This is a genomic window from Nitrospirota bacterium, assembly GCA_015233895.1.
Taxonomy (GTDB): Bacteria; Nitrospirota; Thermodesulfovibrionia; order Thermodesulfovibrionales; family Magnetobacteriaceae; genus Magnetomonas.
In genome coordinates this window covers 15,426-36,708 of the sequence record JADFXG010000004.1, presented here as the reverse complement: position 1 = coordinate 36,708, position 21,283 = coordinate 15,426, and the positions used below count along the sequence as shown (strand labels likewise).

The following is a 21,283-nucleotide window of genomic DNA, read 5'->3' as shown; positions in this document are numbered from 1 at the left end:
CGCCACACCTGTACTTTAGCGGTAGCTAATCGGCAGTTACTTTGTTTTTAAGCATTTCCTTTTGACGCAAGAAACTTGCCCAATAACACGTCAACGTTTTTTATATGAGCATTCAGCCAGTTGTCAACCGCTTGTTGAATATCCATCAGAAGGGCACGTGACGGGCCATTTTTTATGAATCTTTCCTTAAAACCCCCAACCGCATCCAGTAGTGCCTTATGTTGAGGTATGTGTGAGTGCATATCAGGGTAGTCATATTTTTTCATAAAATTCTCTTCAGTTGCGAAATGATTAACTACGTAATCCTCAAGAAAATGTAGAACTTTTGCTATTTCTTCTTTTCCCTTGCCCTCGGACATAACTGCAAGCAGATCATTTTTTAGCTTAAACAATTCCTGATGTTGTCTGTCTATTGTTTGATTTCCAACTAAAAAAGAATCGTCAAACTGCATACCAAGCGCTGAGGGGTGCGGTTCATGTCCGATACGGGCTGAGCGTTCAAGCTGGTTGTGCATATCAGCTTTTGTCATGCTCTCAGCGTTGGTCTTAAACTTTGCAGAGGCCGCTCTTAATTCACTGGAGATGCCGGTTAAAAGAGTCAAATCATCAATGACCTCGTTAGCCATGCTACCCATATCAGAGACCACGGCAGATGTCTTTACCATATTGGATGCCACCTTGTCGGAAAGCTCAACTTGTCTGTTTACCGATGTCTGTATCTGTTGCACCTTATCCCGTGTGTTTTTAACATTATCTACAATGTTTGTCAGCGAACTGCCGACCTCGTTTATGTACTCTGTAGCTTTGGATACACCGACAGAAGCATCAGCCATTGATTTAGCTGTCCCCTCGGAGTCCTCCTGTACGGCTTTAATTTTCTGATAAATCTCAGCTGTCTGTTTTATTGTTTTTTCAGCAAGTTTCCGTACCTCATCGGCTACAACTGCAAAGCCGCGTCCCTGCTCTCCGGCACGGGCTGCCTCTATGGCTGCGTTAAGCGCCAGCAGATTGGTCTGGTCAGCTATGTCGTTGATTACCGTAACAACGTTGCTGATTTCCGCTACGCTTTCATTGAGGTTTTTAACCATTGACGAAAGCTCTAAAGTGGAGGCGTGTACCTGATTGATAATTTCAATGGCTCCATCCGATATGTTTTTACCTTTATTTGCGCTTTCCATGGCCACTGCAGAGGCCTCGTCCACCAAAGTTGTGTTGGCTGCTATGTCGGTAATCGTGAAAGTCAAATCCTCGGCGGCCCCTGCAGATTGCGATGCGTGTGAAGCGAGGTTTTCATATCCAGCTTTTGTTTTTTCCGCTTTGGATTTCATGATTTTTTCGGTGTTTATCGAAAGTCTGTCCGCAATGCTTAGTATTGTATTTATTGTTGTGCTAAAGGATCGTACCATCTCATCCATGCCTTGAGAAAGGATTCCTATTTCATCTGCACTCCTGTAATCAATACTGAGCCTCAGGTCGCCTCTTACCAGCGTGTCAACTTTCGATGCGAGCATCGTAAGGGGCGAGGAGAAATGCTTATCACTAAATACCCATATAAAAATTACAATAATTAAACTGACAATTAAAATAAATAATTGTATGTGCTTAAGGGTATCTATCTTATACTTTGAGAATTTCTCAGCAGCGGACACTGCTTTATTGGTCAATTCAAAGAAGTCCTCGCTTTGCTTCAAAATGGCGTCCCTCGATGCGGGATCTGTCCTGCCTTTTAATATAGCACTTTTCAGCTCACCCCATGACTTACGCACTTCGGTCATGTTCTCAATATAGCCGATGTCGGACACCGCAGGCAGTTGTAACTCAGTGCTGCCACTAATTAAACCGTCTATAATTTTATCTAACTGCTGGATCAGGTCGTCCATTGGCTTACCTGATACCTCCAACTTTACAAGTCTTTGGGTTGCACCTCTTACTATGCCTGAATAATTAACCACCCTTCCGTCAAAGGCTAACTTATCAAGCAGAGCATAAACCGAAACAGCACTGACAAGAGTAAGCAGAAAGACCACAAACACAGTCCCTCTCATTTTCGTCTTAATCTTCATATCATAATCCCCTGTGTTTTCTTTTTGAAGTAACAACTCCTCAGTGCTATGATAAAACAATCCTGAAAATATATTCAACACTTTTTCCCTATTTGGTAAAAAAGAACAAATTCCCCTTGATTTGGACCCCCTTTGCTCTTTACAAAGTTTCAGACATTAGTGTACAATGGTTTTATCGTTATTGATGTACGACCAAAAACCAGGGAGGCTTTCTACATGGAGAGTTCGGTAGGGTGTAAGATTAAGAAAGTAAATGTAGTAAAATTTGCAAGCATAATACTCTTAGCGGCTGTAATTTTCATTTATTCGATAATGCTGTTTACAGGGAGTTTTGGCAGAGTACAGGCAAAGGCTCCTCAAAGAAGCACTGACCCAAAGATGATTGAAGCCGCTAACAATGCACTTGATGGAATTTTTGTAAAGAACACCTACGGTTTTGTTAAAGGCCACAGTGAGAAAGACGGGGGGCTGTTGGTGAACGTTGATGGTGCGCTTTGGAGAAAAAACAGCGTTAACGAAAGAAAAAATTTTATTAAGACCATAGCCGGTGCAAGAGAATCTCTTGGGCTTACTCTCAGTATAAAGGTAAAAGATGAAAAAACAAACGTCGAGTACGCCTCAATGGAAAACGGCCGAATTAATCTCGCTGATCTTAGTCTGTAACGTTTATTAACAAAATCTAAAGCGGGATAGAGCGTCAGCTCTTCTTTAGAATACTTGGCAGAGATTCTTTTATTGTGCCTATAATGTGTTCATAGTTATCAATAGTCATCTTTGCCTTTGTCAGTAAATGTGTGCTATTTTCTATTAGTTTTATTGCAACACTGTCAAGGTGTTCTGTCATGTTTTCCTTCAGTGCTTCTGCAGTACCACCTAGTTTGTCCCTCAATCCCTCTGCGGCTGCTTTGGGTGTTGTTATTACTGTTACTGCTGCTCCCATGAAACTGCCTAAAAAAACCGATGCAAACACTATCGCACTGGCTAACTTCTGTTTCGGATTTATCATAACTTTAACCCTTCATCCCCTGTTGACTCTTTATTGAGCACATCTTTATCGAGCATCATCAGTTATATTATAGAACAAAAGTATCTTTTGTCAATTACCCCCGGAAAAAAAAGAATTTACTTAAAATCTGTTTACTTCTTGACATAAAATCAGTCTTTGGGTTAGAATTTTGAGTTGTGGCTAAGGACTTTAAAGACACATTAAATCTGCCTGAGACGGACTTTCCGATGAAAGCCAACCTTTCAAAGCGAGAGCTTGAGTTTTTGGCTTTTTGGAAAGATACTGATGTTTACAAAAAAATTCTTGAGAAAAACTCAGGGAATTCCTCGTATATTCTTCATGACGGCCCTCCTTATGCTAATGGCCACATCCATATTGGACACGCCTTAAATAAAATCCTTAAAGATATAATTGTAAAATTTAATTCTCTTAGCGGACGCTTCAGCCCTTATGTACCGGGATGGGACTGTCATGGTCTTCCCATAGAGCTTCAGGTTGACAAAAACCTTGGCAGCAAAAAACACGAAGTTACCATTGGGCAAAAGCGAAAACTCTGCCGTGAGTATGCCGGTAAATTCATTGACATCCAACGGGATGAGTTTATGCGCCTCGGCGGATTTGGCGATTGGTTTAAACCCTACATTACCATGACTTATGGTTATGAGGCAGCAATAGTCGGGGAGTTTTTTAAGGTTTTGAAAAACGGCTATGTCTATAGGGGGAGAAAACCAGTACATTGGTGCTCATCGTGTGTAACGGCGCTTGCCGAGGCTGAAGTAGAGTATGCCGACAAACTTTCGCCCTCAATATACGTCAAATTTAAACTTACGGCAGAAGACGCCAAAAAGATCGGTTTTGATAATAAGGATGTATATATTGTAATTTGGACAACCACTCCGTGGACGCTGCCGGCTAATTTAGCCCTTGCCGTAAATCCTGATGTTCAATATGCCGTCATTAAGAACGAAAATCAATATTTTATTGCCGCTTCAGAACTTCTTGAAAAGATTGCTGCTGAGACCAGTTTTACAGGGGTGACAGAAAAGACGATACCAGGCGCTCAATTAGAGGGACTCCGTGCCCATCATCCATTTATAGACAGACTTTCACCCGTAATTACAGGTGATTTTGTAACGGTTACGGACGGCACTGGAATTGTCCACATAGCGCCCGGGCATGGTGAGGACGATTACAGGGCTGGTTTAAAGAACGGCCTTGATATATACGTACCGGTTGATGACAACGGTAAATTCACAAAAGACGCAGGGTTTTTGCAGGGCAAATTCGTGTTTGCCGCTAATGAGGAAATAATTGAACATCTCAGGCAAAACGGCTCTTTAATTAACGCCTCATCATTAACCCACTCATATCCCCACTGTTGGAGATGCAAAAAGCCAGTCATATTCCGGGCTACCGAGCAGTGGTTTATCTCCATGGATGCGGAAAATCTTAAAGAGAGATGTCTTAAAGAGATAGATAATGTTACCTGGGTACCGGGCTGGGGGAAAGACCGGATAGTGGGCACAATGAAAAACCGCCCAGATTGGTGTATATCGAGGCAGCGGGCGTGGGGTGTGCCGATAGCCGTGTTTTTATGTAAGGAGTGTAAAGAGCCTGTAACAGAGACGGAAATCCTCGACCGCATAGTCAACGCTTTTAAAGAGCATAGTTCCGACATCTGGTTTGATATAAATCCGGAGGAGTTTCTGCCTGCCGGGTACGTCTGCAAAAAGTGCGGACATGGTTCATTTAAAAAGGAGACCGACATTCTTGATGTGTGGTTTGACTCAGGAGTCAGCCATGCTGCGGTGTTGGAAAATACAGAGGGACTTTCGTGGCCCGCCGATATGTACCTTGAGGGCAGTGACCAGCACCGGGGGTGGTTTCAAAGCTCACTAATAGTTGCAACCGCCACACGAGGCAAAGCGCCGTTTCGCACCGTGCTGACTCACGGTTTTGTTGTTGACGGTAAGGGCAAAAAAATGTCCAAATCGCTAGGAAACGTTATATCCCCCGACGAGGTGATTAATAAAAGCGGAGCAGAAATCCTGAGGCTTTGGACCTCTGCCGAGGACTATAGAAATGACGTGCGGATTTCAAATGAGATAATGGCGCGGCTCACTGAGGCATACAGAAAAATCCGCAACACGGCAAGATTTTTGTTAGGTAACATATCGGACTTTGACGGCACAGATATGGCAGCCCATCTGCCGGAGGCTGACCGATGGGCAATGTCACGGCTTCAGCAATTGAAAAAATCAGTAACTGCCTCATATCAAAGCTTTGAGTTTCACGAGGTTTACCACACTTTGCATAACTTCTGCATTGTTGATATGAGTTCGTTTTATCTTGATATATTAAAAGACCGTGTTTATACGTTTAAAAAGGATTCATCAGAGAGACGCTCGGCACAGTGGGTCATGCTCCAGATAGTGTCTTCGATGGCACGGCTCATGGCGCCTGTTCTTTCTTTTACAGCGGAGGAGGTTTGGCAGTCGCTCAGAAAATCGAAAGCTGCAGCCTCGCTGAATCTTGAGGAAAGCGTGTTTCTAACGTCATTTCCAGTTGTAAACAGCGAATTTCTTGATGAAGAGCTTGAGGCACGCTGGGCCCAATTAATTAACGTAAGGAATGCTGCCAACAAGGCGCTTGAACTCAAACGACAGGAGAAATTTATTGGCAACGCTCTTGAAGCAAAGCTTCAAGTCTATGCTGATAACTCATTGTATTCATTACTTAAAGATTATGAAAATTTTCTGCCAACTCTTTTTATTGTCTCTCAGGCGTTTCTGTTCAAATATGATGACACTGATGACAGTTGCTTTACCAGTGAGGATATTAAGGGGCTTGCTGTAAAAGTCGAGAAAGCTGATGGACAGAAATGTCAAAGATGCTGGAACTATAGTGAAACAGTCGGGACATTTACCGACACACCGGAGGTTTGTTCCCGCTGCCATGATGCGCTTAGCTAACCAATATATCCAATGTCCTTATTAAAAGAAAAGTCGCCGTACTTATTAGTTTCCCTTATAATCCTCCTGCTGGATCAGTTAACAAAATATCTGATAACGGTCAAACTTACTCTATATGAAGTGGTTCCTGTAGTTTCATTTTTTAATATTGTCAGTGCCAGAAACCTGGGCTCAGCCTTCAGCACTTTTCAGGCTCTAGGCAATCCTATCTTTATAACCATAACACTGATAGCCCTTGTGGTGATTGTTGTGCTGCTGCTTAAATCAGACAAAGAGGAAACCCTTTCGTATTCATTGATTTTAGGAGGAGCGGCAGGGAATCTTTTTGACAGAATAGTTAGAGGCAGTGTGGTTGATTTTTTGGACTGCCACATTGGCAACTACCACTGGCCCGCGTTTAACGTTGCCGATTCGGCATTAACTATTGGGATTTTCCTTATAATTTTAAATCAGTTTCTGTTGACCAAAAGATAAAGACGAGTAATACCAAGTTGAGACCGTTGCAAAAATCATTTTTCAGCCAAAACTTTACAAAAAACACAATTGTAAATATACCAAAATTCAAAAAGATATTCATATTGATTATTTAAAAGGATGAGATTGCCACGCCCCCTGCGGGGGCTCGCAATGACGATAAATAATAGTTTTTACTGTGTTTTTTATTCGTCATTGCGAGGAGCGATAGCGACGTGGCAATCTCAGCCTTTAAAAATAATTAACGTAATTATGCATATCGCTATAAGAGTTTTTTTATTGTGAAAATTCAAAATATCGAATTATGCAACGGTCTCAAGTTACGTTCAAAGATATAAATAAAAGACTTGGATTCCTGCTTTCGCAGGAATGACAGGATAGTAACCCCAGCCTCCTTTGTCATCCCGCACTTGTTGCGGGATCCAGTCCTTTTTCTCCACCATTATTATATTAACTTTTTGGCAGCAACTCGGTATTAGTAAAAAAATGTAAAAAAACATCTTGACAAGTTTAAATAAAAGTTGTATAATGACTTAGCCGTGGGAAAAATACTAAAAATAGGGCTGTTATTAACGCTTTTTATTTATCCGGTTTCGACCGAAGCCCTGTTTTATTCTAATGAAAAAAGCTGTTCACCTGCCACTAACGAGCAGAATATATCTTTCAGAATCCCCCATAAAGTTGTTGACGATCAAACGACTAACTTAAACCTCAACTCTAATGGGATGAGTGAGTATGCAGTACGTATTATGCCGGAGAATTCTGTTTTTGAAAAAGATGACACCATCCCCTACACTGTAACAAGCCTTGGCCTAAACAGTGGGAATGATAAGGAAACCGAGTCTGTATCCATGTTTTTATCGTTTTTTTCTGAGAAAATGAAATCAAGTTTCACACGGTGGATTAACCGCGGCTCAAAGTATCTGCCAATGATGAAAAAGATACTTGCAGAAAATAATCTGCCGGAAGAGTTGGTTTATGTGCCTCTTATAGAAAGCGGTTACAATGTGTATGCATTGTCACCTGCTAACGCTGTAGGACCGTGGCAGTTTATGGAACAGACGGCAAGAAAGTATAATTTGAAAATAAACCGTTGGGTTGATGAAAGGCGCGACCCTGTGAAATCAACTCATGCTGCCTCGGATTATCTTAAATTCCTGTATGAGAGGTATGGCTCATGGAACCTCGCGCTGGCTGCCTATAATGCCGGTGAGGGACGCATAGACAAGGCGATGAAACGTGCCAATACCGACAGTTTCTGGTCACTTGCCGAAACAAACCATATAGCTAAGGAAACCAAACAGTATGTACCAAAGTTCCTTGCCGCTAAAGAAATAGCAGCAGAGCCTGCAAAGTATGGTTTTGATGAGTTTGAAAATGAAGCGCCGATTGATTATGATGTGGTTTATATAAATCCACCTGCAGCAATAAGCTTTATAGCTGAAGCGGCTGGTACCACAGTTGATAAAATTTTATCTTTGAATCCTGAATTGAAACAGTGGTGCATACCACCAAAAGTGTCTAAATATAAACTGCGCATCCCTTATGGAACAAAGGATGCTTTTTTATCAGTATATGACAGCACACCAGAGTTGCAGAGGGCTATGCTTAAGCCCTATCATATAACAAAGAAACAAGATACACTTAAGCATATAGCAAAGCGTTTTAGAGTGCCTGCAGATGTATTGTCAGATATAAACTCTTATGGTATAAGTGAAAGATTGGCTAAAAACACTACCGTTTACCTTCCGCCTACAACAGATATACAAAAATACGCCGAAAGAGAAACCGTATCGGTAAAGGGCAAAACAAGGTTTGTCGTCAGTAAAGGCAGAAAAGGATCTAAAGCCATAAGATTTGCAAAACGCTCCGGCAATAAATCAAGGTCAGTGCAATTAGTGGCAATGGCTGGAAAGGGCAAGACTAAGTCGGCGGCAGGTAAGCACAGAGAAACTGCCAAAGTTACCCAAAAATCCGATAACAAGGCTAAAGGAGCGTCAAATAAAGTTAAAACTGGCTCTGCTAAGCACCGTAATGTCGTAAAGGTCGTAAAAAATGATACGGCTAAGGATAAATTGCCATCAAAACAACCGTCTAAGCAGCATAAATCTTCAAACAGAAAAGTCTGATATACAAAATCTGTACATACCATCCTGTTGACGAAGTGAACCAATCTGTTATATAATAAACTATTAAAGGGAGAATTAACTAAAAATATGGAGGTGTACAATGCAGATAACGAGAGGGACATTTGACTGTATGGGGTGTGGTGAGACTTTTATAGCAACATATATAGAGGAGAAGCCGAAAGTATGTCCAAGCTGCAAAAGTGGAAACATTAAGTTAGTTGGTGAGACAAAAGAGGGAATGGGCGGAGGTGGTTGCGGCTGCGGTTGCGGGCATTAGCCGGCTCTCTCTATAAAAAAGTTAGGGTAATGTTAAGGGGTTTTTTGCTGTGCAGAAAAACCCCTTTTCTTTTTTGGTGCGCCTGAAGGGATTCGAACCCCTGGCCCATTGCTTAGAAGGCAATTGCTCTATCCTACTGAGCTACAGGCGCTCCAGCGTATTTAGAGATGTCTCTGAACACGGCTGACATTTTAACATATTTATGTGAATAAGTAAAACAATATTGCAAATTACTGTATCAGAAGTAATATCCGCTTTCACCGTGTTGTGTGACATCAAGTCCTTCGGTTTCGTTTTCGTGATTTACTCTTATCCCTCCAGTGACAATATCCACTATCTTTATAAGTATTAACGTTACGACAAATGAAAAGATTCCGACACCTGCCGCAGCAGCAATTTGTACAATAAACTGTTTAGTGTTGCCAAGGAGTAATCCATTAGCACCATGTTCATTAAATGCTAATGAGGCAAATATTCCAACACACACTGTTCCGATAAAACCGCCAACTCCGTGGACTCCAAAGGCATCGAGAGAGTCGTCATATCCAAGCCGCGGTTTTAAATTAAGTGCCGTGTAGCAAATAGAGCCTGCAAGGACGCCTATAATCATGGCAGACATAGGAGAGACAAACCCGGCAGCAGGGGTTATTGTGGCAAGGCCTGCCACTGAGGCCGTTGCTGCGCCGAAAACTGTTGGTTTACCGTGTTGCAGCCACTCTATGGTTACCCAGGTAACTACTGCAGCCACTGCGGATATATGGGATGTTACAAAGGCTACTGTGCTCAGTGCGCCTGAGGTTAGTGCGCTGCCAGCGTTAAAACCAAACCACCCAAACCACAATATCCCTGTCCCTATTACAGTCAGCGGAAGGTTATGGGGAGGGGTTATATCATGTGGATAGCCTTTACGTTTACCTATATAGAGTGCGGCGGCAAGCGCAGAAAGGCCGGATGTAACGTGCACAACTATTCCGCCTGCAAAATCAAGCACTCCCAAACTCCCAAGCCATCCTCCTTTGCCCCATACCCAGTGAGCAACCGGAGCATAAATAACCGTTGACCATAAAATAATAAATAAAATAAAGGACGAAAATTTTATCCTCTCAGCCAGTGCTCCGCTGATAAGAGCCGGTGTTATCACGGCAAACATCGCCTGATAAATCATAAACGCAAGGTGAGGGACAGTTCCTGCATAGTCGGGATTAGGTTGCAGTCCAACACCCCTTAAGAATGCCCAATCAAGCCCTCCGATTATTCCTTTAATATCAGGCCCAAAAGCCAAACTGTACCCTATTACAACCCACTGTACACTTACAATAGCAATTGCTATAAAGCTGTGCATAATTGTTCCCAGAACATTTTTCTTTCTAACCATACCACCATAAAACAGAGCCAGGCCATGTGTCATAAGAAGCACCATAGCGGCAGAAACCAGTATCCAGGCAGTGTCAGCTTTGTCAATCTGAGATACTCCTTCTGCCGCATAGGCTGTTGTAGCGATTATCATAGTGAAACAAATCGTCAGAGCAATCCTCATTATACGTATCTCCTTTTACTTATTTTCGTTATTTGTTACGCGGTGATTATATCATAATTTTATATTTATTTCTGACGCCGTTTTTTTTTGCAGCTTAAAGCGCTGTGTCTGCCACTTTGACCATATGTATTTCAAATTTGTTGACTATAGCTGCATTAGTATGCTACTATTTAAAGAAGCATAATGGCGTTAATAATAACAACTGTGGGTGATAAGAGGTAGGAGACAAAGTAGCTGGGCTGTGTCGAAATTAATAGTTAGAGTTGATGTTTCTTTAAGAGATCTGTTTCAAGGATATTTAAGAGACAGATAGATTGGCGTTTTTCCAAAACATAGAAATAATTTATACAGGTCTGGAATGAGCAAAATACCTGCTAATATTAAGGTGTTAATCGCAGATGACGATAAAAGCATTCGTCTCCTTTGTAAAGCTTATCTTGAAAAGGATGGCAATGAAGTTATTCTTGCCGAAAACGGACAGGAGGGGCTAAGGCTTGCGAGGGAACATAAACCTGATCTCATCATACTGGATATTGTGATGCCGGTAATGGATGGTTACACCGCTTTGGCAGAATTAAGAAAAGATGTTGACACCAAAGAAATTCCTGTGATTATACTGACATCCGTAATTACTTGTGAAGCCAATGAGATTAAAAAGGCCCATGAGTTTGGCGCCGATGATTTCATAAGTAAACCGTTTAAACCGGCAGAACTACAGGCTCGCGTAAAAGCATATTCCTCCAAATCTATTGCTGTGAAGGCAAAGAATGCTCTGGAAAAGGAAAGAACAGCCGATCTTCACTACGCCGCAAGGGTTCAAAAAAAATTCCTGACAAACACGCAGGAAACCAAGAAAAATCTTATAAATGCCGGACTAAAAGTAGTATTGTTTAATAGTCCTGCAGCAGATATTTCGGGAGATTTCTTTTTCTCAAAAGCAATGGTTACAGGTAAAGCCGGACTTTTTTTTGCCGACACTTGTGGTCACGGCGTATCGGCAGCGCTTATGTCAATGCGGATTTTATCCACCATTGACTATTACCCGGCGCCATCCCTTCATCCCTCTGAATTCCTATCAGGCATAAACAGCGATATTTATGACTTGTTGTCTCAGGAAAATAGCTTCGTGGCATGTATGTATTTGATTTTTAATCAGAAAAATTTTATATTCTCTAATGCAGGGCAACCCGCTCCGCTTTTGTTAAGCGGTGAGGATGTAATCGAGTTAACATCCTCTGGCTCCCCACTTGGTATGTTTCCAGAGGTGAATGTACAAGAAGTGGCGTTTGAGTTTAAGCAGGGCGATCGCTTGCTTATTTACACGGACGGTCTGATTGAAGCAGTCAACCCTGAGGGCAAACCCTTCGGAACAGACAACCTTATAAATTTTATGAGAATAAATTCTTCTTTATCATCCGAGGATATGAAAGACGCTCTTGTTTGTGAAATGCAAAACTTCACCAGCAAATTCGATGATGACATAACTATCATAATTATAGAAAAGGAGTAGTTTACGTATAAACGCACAATTTTTAGTACAGACGAACAGATTGAACTGTTTGCAAACGAGATTAGTCCTGTTTTAGAGGATTTTGCTTTTGGTAATAAACAAGAAATTTTCAATATCAAATCAGCGTTAATCGAACTTCTTATAAACGCTCAGGAACACGGCAATAAATTTGAGACTGGCCGTAAAATCTTCATTGAATGGGAGATGACTTCAGAGTTATTAACTTTTTCCATTGAAGATGAAGGAAACGGTCCTCCGCATACAATACCGACACAATGTCCTCCTCTTTCAAATGCGCGTGGAAGGGGGCTTTGGTTAATAGTGGAAACAGGATTTACCCTGTTTTTCAACGAACGGGGCAATAAGGTAACTATGGTAGTCAAAACTAAGGGAGCAAACCATATTAATTCCGATATCAACGACAAAAAGAAAAACCTGAATTTCTATGGAAACAATTGAATAAATAAAAATCTTTTAAATAGAGAGGAGAAGAGATGAAAAAGAAATTATCATTTAATATTGTTTTTGAAAACGGCAGTATTAATGAACAGGATGAGGTGATTGACCTCATAAATGAAACTGTTGAGGAATTCAAAAAGCTCAAAAAGGAGTTTTATTTTATTATAGACTTTAAGGCTGTTACGGTAGCTGTATCAAAAATGATGGGGACAATAGGAAAAGCCTCAACTCAGGAAATAGTGACCGGAATCGATCTGATTAACGTTCAACCTCAAATCAAAAACACAGCAACACGATTTAATTTTATTCAAGACGATGGTAAAATCAGGGTTTTTGATTTACTCAGGGAGGATAGTGTTGAGGTGGTTGAGTAGCAAACCTGATACTCAACCGCGGACTTTTAAAAAGGCGTTCGTGTCAAAATATTTTCATAGTTCTTTAAGAGCGATAACCATTTCACGCATCAAAAAGATAACTGACTCAACGTCCATGAAACTATCTGTATCATGGGGGAACAGGATTTTAACGTCGGTGGGGAATTCGCCATCGCCTCTCCAGTAGAGGATTAAGACGGGGATTTTGGGCAGAAGATATACTATCCATGCGTTGTCTGAGGGTTGGCCGGCATAGGGTTTTGCTCCAAGGAGGGTGAGCGCATTAACCGTGCGGGTATAATCGTTTTCAAACATGGCTGTCAGTGGGATTTCAGACTCTTTTCTATACGAATTGGATTTCATGCTGCCGGATTTGAGCTCATCAAAAGAAACCCATCGCACTGGAACATTACCTGAGGAGGAATCTTTAATAGCACTGCCCATTTTTATATAAATTAGAAGCAGTATATTTATCCAGACATTTACCTGGCCATCGGTTTCTATAGTGCCGTTTTTTTCGATAGTGTAGTCTGCTCCCATGCAGTGTATTTTAATTCCATTATCTACAATTTGAGCGCCGATAGCAGCTGCGGCAGCTTCAAGATTGATTTTTTCTGTTTCCACCCTGAGATTTTCAAGGATGGTTTTGGTTACATCCACGGTTTTTATAGAGTTGGATAGACGCTCTACGGTCTCTTTCGGCAGAGATGGGCAAACATCAAGAGTTTTAGAGCCTTTTGAAACCACAATGGCAAGTGCCATACAGGTCTTTTCTGCACATTGGCCGCAATTGGTCTTTGGCAGTTCCTTGTAAATCTCTATAGGTGTCATAATTTTGTTATAGAACTACACAAATGCGCTGTCGCTGGAGCTATCTGCTTTTTCCTCGGATTCAACCTCCCAAACTATAAGAGATTTGTCATAGGATGCTGAGATTATTTTCTCCCCCATGGCAACTATAGCATAGACACTCTCCTGGTGCCCCTCCATCGTTGTCAGATGGTCACCGCTGTTAAGGTCCCAAACACGAATCTTTCTGTCCCATGACCCGGTAAATATCTTATTATTATGCACGCAAACAGCATAAATTCTGCCAGAGTTTGCTTTTACCGTGTATAATGCCGTACCTGTTTTTAGGTCCCACGCTCTTATCGTATCGTCCCATGACACGGAGATAATCCTGTCGCCAGCCACATCAAAAGACCATACGTTATCAGCATGTCCCTCAAATTTCTTTATCAACTCACCGGTTTTCATGTTCCAGACTCTTATGGTTTTATCCTCTGAGCTGGAAATAATTTTCTCTCCGGATACTGCCACTTTCCATATAGTGCCGGTATGTGCAGGGATGGTTTTTATGAGAGCGCCACTTTCAATATTCCATATCTTTATGGTTTTATCCTCAGACCCTGATACCACAAATCCACCTGATATGGCCACAGTGGTAATCCACCCTTCATGTCCTGTGATTCTGCGCATGATGCTGTTCTCTTCAAGATTCCAGATTATTATGCTTCTGTCTTCTGAAGCTGAGGCCATTGTTTTACCAGATATTGCTACAGAGGACACTCCGTCAGTGTGCCCCTCGTAACTATATATCAGCGTGCCGGTAGGCACATCCCACATCTTTATGGTCTTATCGTCTGAACCGGAGAAAGCTCTCTGTTCCATAACTCCTATACAATTAATCGGTCCGTGATGTCCTTCAAGTGTTTTTGCCGGTAAATAGTGCACAGCTACGAGGAGTTTTTTAACTCGCTTTACCTGTGGGTCATTTATGTATATTCCTTTAGGGTACTTTTCTATGTACAGTTTGCATCCCCTGATTGTGTCACAGAGTGCGTAAGTCATCTCCTCCATTTTAGATCTTATCTCTACTGAGTGTTTTCCGGAATGATAGAGTTTTAGATACTCTTCACAGGACTTTAAGTCCTCTGCTTTTTCATATATAATATCCTCAGTCCTTTCTGTCGCCTCATCAACAAATGCCCCCTCAGGGTAGCGTTCTATATAGTCCTTGTAATCAGCTATTTCATCAGACATCGTAGCCTTTTGCCAGTAGTATTTCTCTGTGAATTTCTGCTGAAGTATATAATCCAGATTCTTTACTGCTCCTTTGCCCAGGTTAACAACTCCCTCGTACATAAAATAGCTGCCGTCGTCAAGCATTTTCTTTATCAATATGTTGTGAGAGCCTGGAGATACTCTGGTCTCAACCGGAGGCTCACCCACAAGCAGTCCATCCACATAGACCTCAGAGTCCAGATGGTCACACGTTATTGTCAGGTTTGACTTATGTTCCATAAATATAAACACCTGATATGCGATGGCCAGAATTCCGCCAAGGATTATAATTATCGCTAAAGTATTCAGAATTTCCATAGCAGTATAATATACCAGTTAACGGCTTTTTTTCAAGCGCTTGGCAGCTGCACTAACTTGTGGTTGACACGCAGGGAGCTATTTTGGGATAATTAGAGTTGGTGGAAAGGAGTAAACCTGTTTTCAGAAAGAGCAGGCTGTAAGTGTAAATATAAAAAATAACGGAGGAAAACGATGTCGTCTGCAAAGAGGAAAACTCTTTTAGGGGTGTTGTTGTTACTAAGCGGAATTGTTGCGGGGTTAGTGCTGTCGTCAAGCCTTAACATCCATAACCAGTCAATTGCTCAGAATAAAGAAGTATCACTTCAAAGCAAGTCTATACTGGATCAGTTCAGCACAGCTCTTACGGAGGTATCGGATGCGGCAAAGCCCTCTGTGGTTAATATTTCTATCACTAAGAAAGTTTCCGTACAAAACTCCTTTGGGAACTTCTTTGATGATCCCATGTTTAAGAGGTTTTTTGGGGACGAATCCCCTCATTCTCATCCTAACAAAAAGTTTGAATCCAAAGCGCTTGGCTCAGGGGTGATAGTGCGGGAGGACGGTTACATTCTTACCAATAGCCATGTGGTCAGAGATGTTGATGAGATAATGGTGAAGCTTTCAGACAAAACCGAATATAAGGGCAAGGTGATAGGGGCAGACCCTAAAACCGATCTTGCCGTTATTAAAATAGAGGCTAAAAATTTGCCGGTACTTAAAATGGCCGACTCCGAAAAACTACGCGTAGGCGATATAGTGCTGGCTATAGGTAATCCTTATGGCCTTAGCCAGACTGTTACAATGGGGATAGTAAGTGCTGTGGGCAGGTCTGATGTTGGAATAGCCGATTACGAGGATTTTATCCAGATAGATGCGGCAATTAATCCCGGCAACTCTGGTGGAGCTTTGGTTAACAGCCATGCCGAGCTTGTGGGTGTTAATACGGCGATATTTTCAACAACCGGTGGTTACCAGGGAATAGGTTTTGCCATACCGTCAAACATGGTCAAATCAGTTATGGAAAGCCTCATGAAAAGCGGTAAAGTGGTCAGAGGTTGGTTAGGGGTAAACATACAACCACTGACTCCGGAGCTTGCCAAATCATTTGGTACGAAAGCTCAGAAGGGGGTTCTGGTAGCCGATGTGATGGATGGCGGTCCGGCTGACAAGGCAGGCCTTAAGCGCGGAGACGTTATAATCTCCTTTGAGGGTAAAAATGCTGAATCAACAAGAGAACTGAGAAATATGGTAGCAGCCACCAAACCCGGCACATCAGTCTCCCTTGTGGTTGTGCGTGACAGTAAGGAAATGGCTGTAAAAATGACAATTGGTGAGTTGCCGGATGAAAAACAGGCTGAACAAACTGTGTCTCAGGAGGAGTCACGGCTAAATAAACTAAAAGGGGTAAGCATTCAGGAGCTAACCCAGTCTATTAAGGAGAGATTCAATATACCGGCAAAAGTCACCGGTGTTATTGTTACAAATGTAACTGATGAAAGCCCTGCAGCCTCTGTTCTTAAACAAGGGGATGTCATTCAGGAGATAAACAGAAAACGCATCAACAGTATGAAGGACTACGAGCATGTATTAAGCGCTCTAAAAAATGATGACGATTTACTTCTTTTGATTAACCGCAGCGGTTCCTTTATATACGTTACGATTTCAAGTAAACAGTAGGATGTATAAGGGAGAGGGCGTTGCCCTCTCCCTTGACCCTCTCCCACAAGGAGGCCAGCCCCCTTGACCCCAAGTTTGTTTGCCACGATTAGTTGACTTAGTTTAAGGTTGGTGTGCCCGACACCCTTTTAAAAAGTCAGAATATAAACTTTTGCACAAATTTTGACGGAGTAACATGTTCAACATTTATTGATTCCAGAAATTTAAAATCATCTCCCAGCTCACTATGAAGTGTCTCAGGGCTGTATCTTACCACATCCAGACCGCTGCACTTCATTGGCCCTTCTATGGAAAATGTTGCAATGATGGCGTATCCGCCCGTGTTAAGGGATTCTCTTAAAGTATCCACATATTTTTTACGGTCATCGGCATCGGTAAGAAAGTGAAACACTGCCCGATCGTGCCATATGTCGTAATTGTCAGGGAGTTTGGCCTCAGTGATATCTCCTTCAAGCCACGTAACTCGATTGCTAAGTTCTCCGAGCCGTTCTTTTGCTCTTTGTAGTGCAGCGGCTGAAATGTCCAGCACAGTGATTTTTTGGTATCCATCTTTTATAAGCACATCCGAGAGACTTGATGCACCGCCACCTACGTCAATAATGCTGCCGTCAATTCCGACCCCAGTTGATTTAACCAATCGGAGTGACATCTCAGGGTGCGCCTCGTACCAGCCTACTTCATTTGGCTGCTTGCATTTGTAAATGTTTTCCCAGTGTTCCTTACGTAACATTGTTAGACCTCCTTAAACTGCCATATTGCCTACTTCACAACCGCTATTGGGAAATCCGGTACGGTAGCGGGTTTAGTCGTTGTTGGCGTCTGTTTACCTTTTGTTAGTTCCTTAACACGTTCGGATATATATAAATCAAGCATGTTAACGGTTATCCTGCCGCTGCCTTTCATGTCAGCTTTGCCCGAAAGGCCCTCAACCACCGCCTTAGTGAAAGCTCCGTTACCCCATGATGGGTCCTCCAATGAATACTGCCTGCCTGTTGAGGCTGCAAAGACAATTGCGCCGTTTTCAGCGCTCGTTAATTCGTTTATTACTCCGTTTATATCATCTAACCCCTTGCGGCCCCCCATCACATTTCCTGAGTGGCAGGTGTCTATAAAAAATAGCGTCTTACCAGCAAGAGCGCTCACTGTGCTTTTTATTTCTGAAAACGGCACCGCTGTACTTTTTAACCTCTCTGTGTCCACATCGGCAGGCAGATAATAATATACTCCGTTTGAGTCGTTTACACCGTGCCCGGAAAGCAGTACCATAGCTATGTCTTTACTTGTCACCTGTTTTTGAATCCAATCCAGCCCATCCAATACGTTTACCTTCGAAGCATTTTCATCAGTTATAACCTTTATCTCAACATCACGATAGAGTTTGCCTTTTTGTGTTTTCATGACCCCAGCAAAGTCTGTTGCATCCTTTGACGAATATGCTAATCTCAACTCCTTGTCTTTGTATCTGTTCACCCCGATGGCAAGGATGTAAAGTTTAGGCTTTATCACAAACTCATCGTCTTTTTTAACAGCCCCGCACCATCTTACAAACACGATTGCCGGTTCGCTGGCTGAGTTTCTGTTTTCTGCTATTATTGCAATTTCACTATCTTTGCCAGGGATTGTTACCTTTACCTCGTTAGAGGTACCTTCGTTTGGTTTTACCGTGATGCCTTTTTCAGAGTCTTGTCTTTCTCCGTTTACTAAAACCTTTATAGATGTAACCGGAGCATCATCCTGTGTGCGGAGTTCATACCTTACCGTCAGCGACGTATTGGCTACTTCAGCCCCTGATGATGGTGAAAGTATTCTAACAACAGGGGGCAGCTTTTCAGTAATTGTTACGGTTTGCGTTTTTCTGTTAGCTTGTTCATTTGCTTGTCTTACTGCCTCATCTTCGTCAAGAGTATCGAGTACTTTTGAGACAATATCGGGTCTGTAATAAGTAGAGCGGAATTTTGAAGCGGGGAAGAAATCCGCCTCTTTGTCTTTACCTCTGTTTAAATGCCAACCAACTAAATCATCACCGCCTACCGAGGCATCGTAATATCCTTTTGGCGTCCATAGTACCCATCTCTTTTTGTCATTATGCGGGAAAAACGCCAAAAGCTCCTTACCGTCACTTACCCTGTACCATCGAATAGTCCCATCTGCATAAGCCGCTACCGCTATTTTTCCATTTTGAGATACGTTTACGTCCCAAGCTGCACCGGGTGCAACAATATTCCAGTTTTCCCTGCCGTAACTGTCAAAAAGCCTTAAATACCTGTCTGCACCAAGCAAAAAACTGCTGCTGTCAGGAAATATCGCAAGGCTTCTTGATGTTTCGTACTTCTCAAGTTTCAAGGCTGTACCATTTAATTCTGGATCAATATTATTATGCCAGTTTGTAATATTTAATCTCTCAGATTTTAAAATCGGTTTAAGGAGGCCTTCTTTTAAATTTGAAACATCTGACAATTCTCTTTCTGTCAGCGAAAACAATTTAGGAAACTTACCTTTATTTTCATACCAGAACCTGATGGTTTTAGCATCTTTTGAAATTTGAAACCCCTCTCTGTTTCCTCTGTAATCGGCATTATAACCTGTTTTACAAACAACTTTTCCATCATTTTTATCAAGTATGACAAATGAAGGATCGTGAGAGCACAAAACAATACCGCCGTTGTTAAGTGGTAAAATTTGGTTAATAGTATTGCCTGCAACATTTATTATGTCTTTGTATGTACCTTTCTCTTCATTTGGCCATTTTCTAATATTTATTTGCCGGTTGCCTTCGGGCTTTCTATAACCGGCATATAGGTATTTACCATCACAGGAGAAGGAAACATTATAAGAAAAGGCATCTAAACCCGTTGTATCAGGAGAGTATTTATAAGAAAGGTCTCTGCCTGAAAGAATATCCACCTTATCTGTTTCGTCAAATCCAACTGCTATCTTAGAGCCATCAGGCGAGAAACTAACTGAACGAGATTGCGTACCGCTTTTTGTTTTTTCCTTTGATATGAGCTTGAAAGTATTGTCATAAAGCCGTATATTACCATCATAAGATGATGTAACGAGCCTGCCATTTTTGTCAAAATCAGCGCATAGACTTCTATCTCCATAATCACTGTCAGAGGCTGCCAGTGAATAATCATTAGCTTTATATATCCGTATGCCATTGTGTCTTAGTGTAGAAGCAAGAAACCTGCCATCTTTAGAATATACGAGATAATATATAATATCAGGCAGATCTGTTATATGTTGTTTTAGTTTTCCAGTCTGTCTGTCAAATATATAAATAGAATGAGATTTATCCCAATCGTATCCTGTATAACCGCCACAAGCTATAGTTTTACCATCGGGAGATATTGCAACCGCAAATATTTTCCCTTCTCTGTCCTCACCAATAGGTACTCTGAGGGTTTGTATAAGTTTTACTGAACTAAAGTCACGAATGTCCCACACTTTTACCGTTTTGTCACCTGAGCCGGTTACAAGATATTTGTTTTCTGCATCAACTCCGATTCCGAATATTCCTGCTGTGTGCATTTCGGTATTAATACGGAGAATTGGCTCAGAGGGCGGCTCAGCGGCAGAGGTAACGGTTGGAGTGTTCAGTCCGACTGCTATTATAAACACAAAGACGATTGCTATGAAGCTTGCGGAGTTGGCAAGTAGTGATGTTTTGTTATTGCCAAACTGAACCATTACAGCCCTCCGGTAAACAAGCCCTAAGCAATTTCTACACTTAAGAAATAACTGTTGTGATGGCTAAGTAAAACATAGAATGAAAAAGATTGTCAAGAAAAAAGCCATCGTATGAGACTGTCACTTATGATTTACCAAATAACAGTAACACCATATTGCTTAATAAATTGGTCATTCGTAATAATAGGTAATTCCTCAGATTGTGCCTGAGCAACAAGCAGCCTGTCAAATGGGTCCCTGTGGTGCATAGGTAAGGTATATACAGCAAAGGCATGGTTCATATTCATTGGCATGCACTGTATAGAATTTATAACCATTTGACTAGTTATGAATATCTCTGGCGTATCGGGTAAAGTCAACTTTCCAATTTGAGCCTTTATTACCATCTCCAACACGCTGACAGAGCTAAGGTACAGCTCAGTCTTTGCATCACTAATAATTCGCACAGCAATGTCTGATAGCAAAGAACTGTCGGTTATCCACCACAGAAAAGTGTGTGTATCCAGTAAAGCTCTCATTTATAGAAGGAATCAATTATTTCGTCTGGTAATGGAGCGGTGAAATCTTCATGAACAGTAATTTTACCTTTAGCCGTATCAGGAATTCTATTTGTACGCCGGTTGGGAATCGGTACAAGCCTTGCAATAGGTGTACCTGCTCTGGCTATTATTATTTCCTCACCACTGCTTACCCTGTTTATAAGCTTTGATAAATGAGCTGCCGCCTCATGAATATTCACTTTCATACTTAA

18 protein-coding genes and 1 tRNA gene are annotated in these 21,283 nt (G+C 41.8%); 9 read left to right on the top strand and 10 right to left on the bottom strand.

What is annotated here, in order from left to right; genetic code table 11:
• Positions 1–47 precede the first annotated feature (47 nt).
• Positions 48–2,063, bottom strand: coding sequence for a bacteriohemerythrin (locus HQK88_04880; protein ID MBF0616138.1), 2,016 nt, complete (start codon positions 2,061–2,063; stop codon positions 48–50).
• Between the two features lie 216 nt (positions 2,064–2,279).
• On the opposite strand from HQK88_04880, the gene HQK88_04875 reads away from it, so the two are divergent.
• Positions 2,280–2,726: a hypothetical protein gene (locus HQK88_04875; protein MBF0616137.1), complete on the top strand. Its 447-nt coding sequence runs from the start codon at positions 2,280–2,282 to the stop codon at positions 2,724–2,726.
• Positions 2,727–2,760: 34 nt separating this feature from the next.
• Here HQK88_04875 and HQK88_04870 read toward each other — a convergent pair whose 3' ends face one another.
• Positions 2,761–3,069 carry a hypothetical protein gene (locus HQK88_04870; GenBank protein ID MBF0616136.1) on the bottom strand — a complete coding sequence of 103 codons (309 nt, stop codon included), beginning with the start codon at positions 3,067–3,069 and terminating at the stop codon, positions 2,761–2,763.
• 176 nt (positions 3,070–3,245) lie between these two features.
• On the opposite strand from HQK88_04870, the gene ileS reads away from it, so the two are divergent.
• The 4 genes from ileS to HQK88_04850 all read left to right on the top strand — a co-directional run bounded on the left by ileS (position 3,246) and on the right by HQK88_04850 (position 8,921).
• Positions 3,246–6,041, top strand: coding sequence for an isoleucine--tRNA ligase (gene ileS / locus HQK88_04865; protein ID MBF0616135.1), 2,796 nt, complete (start codon positions 3,246–3,248; stop codon positions 6,039–6,041).
• A 12-nt stretch (positions 6,042–6,053) separates the two neighbouring features.
• Positions 6,054–6,515: a signal peptidase II gene (lspA, locus tag HQK88_04860; protein MBF0616134.1), complete on the top strand. Its 462-nt coding sequence runs from the start codon at positions 6,054–6,056 to the stop codon at positions 6,513–6,515.
• A 539-nt stretch (positions 6,516–7,054) separates the two neighbouring features.
• Complete coding sequence (locus tag HQK88_04855; protein ID MBF0616133.1) at positions 7,055–8,644, top strand: transglycosylase SLT domain-containing protein; 1,590 nt, start codon at positions 7,055–7,057, stop codon at positions 8,642–8,644.
• A gap of 100 nt (positions 8,645–8,744) precedes the next feature.
• The gene (locus HQK88_04850; GenBank protein ID MBF0616132.1) at positions 8,745–8,921 is read left to right on the top strand and encodes a hypothetical protein; all 177 of its coding nucleotides are present in this window, start codon (positions 8,745–8,747) and stop codon (positions 8,919–8,921) included.
• A gap of 74 nt (positions 8,922–8,995) precedes the next feature.
• Here HQK88_04850 and HQK88_04845 read toward each other — a convergent pair.
• Together HQK88_04845 and HQK88_04840 are read right to left on the bottom strand one after the other, a co-directional pair.
• Positions 8,996–9,072, bottom strand: a tRNA-Arg gene (locus HQK88_04845).
• An 87-nt stretch (positions 9,073–9,159) separates the two neighbouring features.
• Complete coding sequence (locus HQK88_04840; GenBank protein MBF0616131.1) at positions 9,160–10,428, bottom strand: ammonium transporter; 1,269 nt, start codon at positions 10,426–10,428, stop codon at positions 9,160–9,162.
• Positions 10,429–10,816: 388 nt separating this feature from the next.
• Between HQK88_04840 and HQK88_04835 the strand changes: the two genes are divergently transcribed.
• Genes HQK88_04835 through HQK88_04825 form a run of 3 tightly spaced genes read left to right on the top strand, consistent with a single transcriptional unit; the run spans position 10,817 to position 12,801 of the window.
• Positions 10,817–11,968, top strand: coding sequence for a fused response regulator/phosphatase (locus tag HQK88_04835; GenBank protein MBF0616130.1), 1,152 nt, complete (start codon positions 10,817–10,819; stop codon positions 11,966–11,968).
• Positions 11,969–11,986: 18 nt separating this feature from the next.
• Positions 11,987–12,427: an ATP-binding protein gene (locus HQK88_04830; GenBank protein MBF0616129.1), complete on the top strand. Its 441-nt coding sequence runs from the start codon at positions 11,987–11,989 to the stop codon at positions 12,425–12,427.
• 35 nt (positions 12,428–12,462) lie between these two features.
• Positions 12,463–12,801, top strand: a complete 339-nt coding sequence (locus HQK88_04825) for a hypothetical protein (protein ID MBF0616128.1) — start codon at positions 12,463–12,465, stop codon at positions 12,799–12,801.
• A 54-nt stretch (positions 12,802–12,855) separates the two neighbouring features.
• Here HQK88_04825 and HQK88_04820 read toward each other — a convergent pair whose 3' ends face one another.
• Positions 12,856–13,632, bottom strand: coding sequence for a DUF3786 domain-containing protein (locus HQK88_04820; protein MBF0616127.1), 777 nt, complete (start codon positions 13,630–13,632; stop codon positions 12,856–12,858).
• Between the two features lie 15 nt (positions 13,633–13,647).
• Complete coding sequence (locus HQK88_04815) at positions 13,648–15,183, bottom strand: PEGA domain-containing protein (protein MBF0616126.1); 1,536 nt, start codon at positions 15,181–15,183, stop codon at positions 13,648–13,650.
• Between the two features lie 174 nt (positions 15,184–15,357).
• On the opposite strand from HQK88_04815, the gene HQK88_04810 reads away from it, so the two are divergent.
• A complete protein-coding gene (locus HQK88_04810; GenBank protein MBF0616125.1) occupies positions 15,358–16,842 on the top strand; it encodes a DegQ family serine endoprotease in 1,485 nt (494 codons plus the stop codon).
• A 136-nt stretch (positions 16,843–16,978) separates the two neighbouring features.
• Here the strand turns inward: HQK88_04810 and HQK88_04805 are convergent, their stop codons facing one another.
• The 4 genes from HQK88_04805 to HQK88_04790 all read right to left on the bottom strand — a co-directional run bounded on the left by HQK88_04805 (position 16,979) and on the right by HQK88_04790 (position 21,277).
• Positions 16,979–17,572: a class I SAM-dependent methyltransferase gene (locus tag HQK88_04805; GenBank protein ID MBF0616124.1), complete on the bottom strand. Its 594-nt coding sequence runs from the start codon at positions 17,570–17,572 to the stop codon at positions 16,979–16,981.
• A 29-nt stretch (positions 17,573–17,601) separates the two neighbouring features.
• Complete coding sequence (locus HQK88_04800) at positions 17,602–20,532, bottom strand: caspase family protein (GenBank protein MBF0616123.1); 2,931 nt, start codon at positions 20,530–20,532, stop codon at positions 17,602–17,604.
• 131 nt (positions 20,533–20,663) lie between these two features.
• Entirely contained in the window at positions 20,664–21,050 is a 387-nt protein-coding gene (locus tag HQK88_04795) for a type II toxin-antitoxin system VapC family toxin (GenBank protein ID MBF0616122.1), read from the bottom strand.
• Positions 21,047–21,277, bottom strand: a complete 231-nt coding sequence (locus HQK88_04790; protein MBF0616121.1) for a type II toxin-antitoxin system Phd/YefM family antitoxin — start codon at positions 21,275–21,277, stop codon at positions 21,047–21,049. Before HQK88_04790 ends, HQK88_04795 begins: the two co-directional genes overlap by 4 nt.
• Positions 21,278–21,283 lie beyond the last annotated feature (6 nt).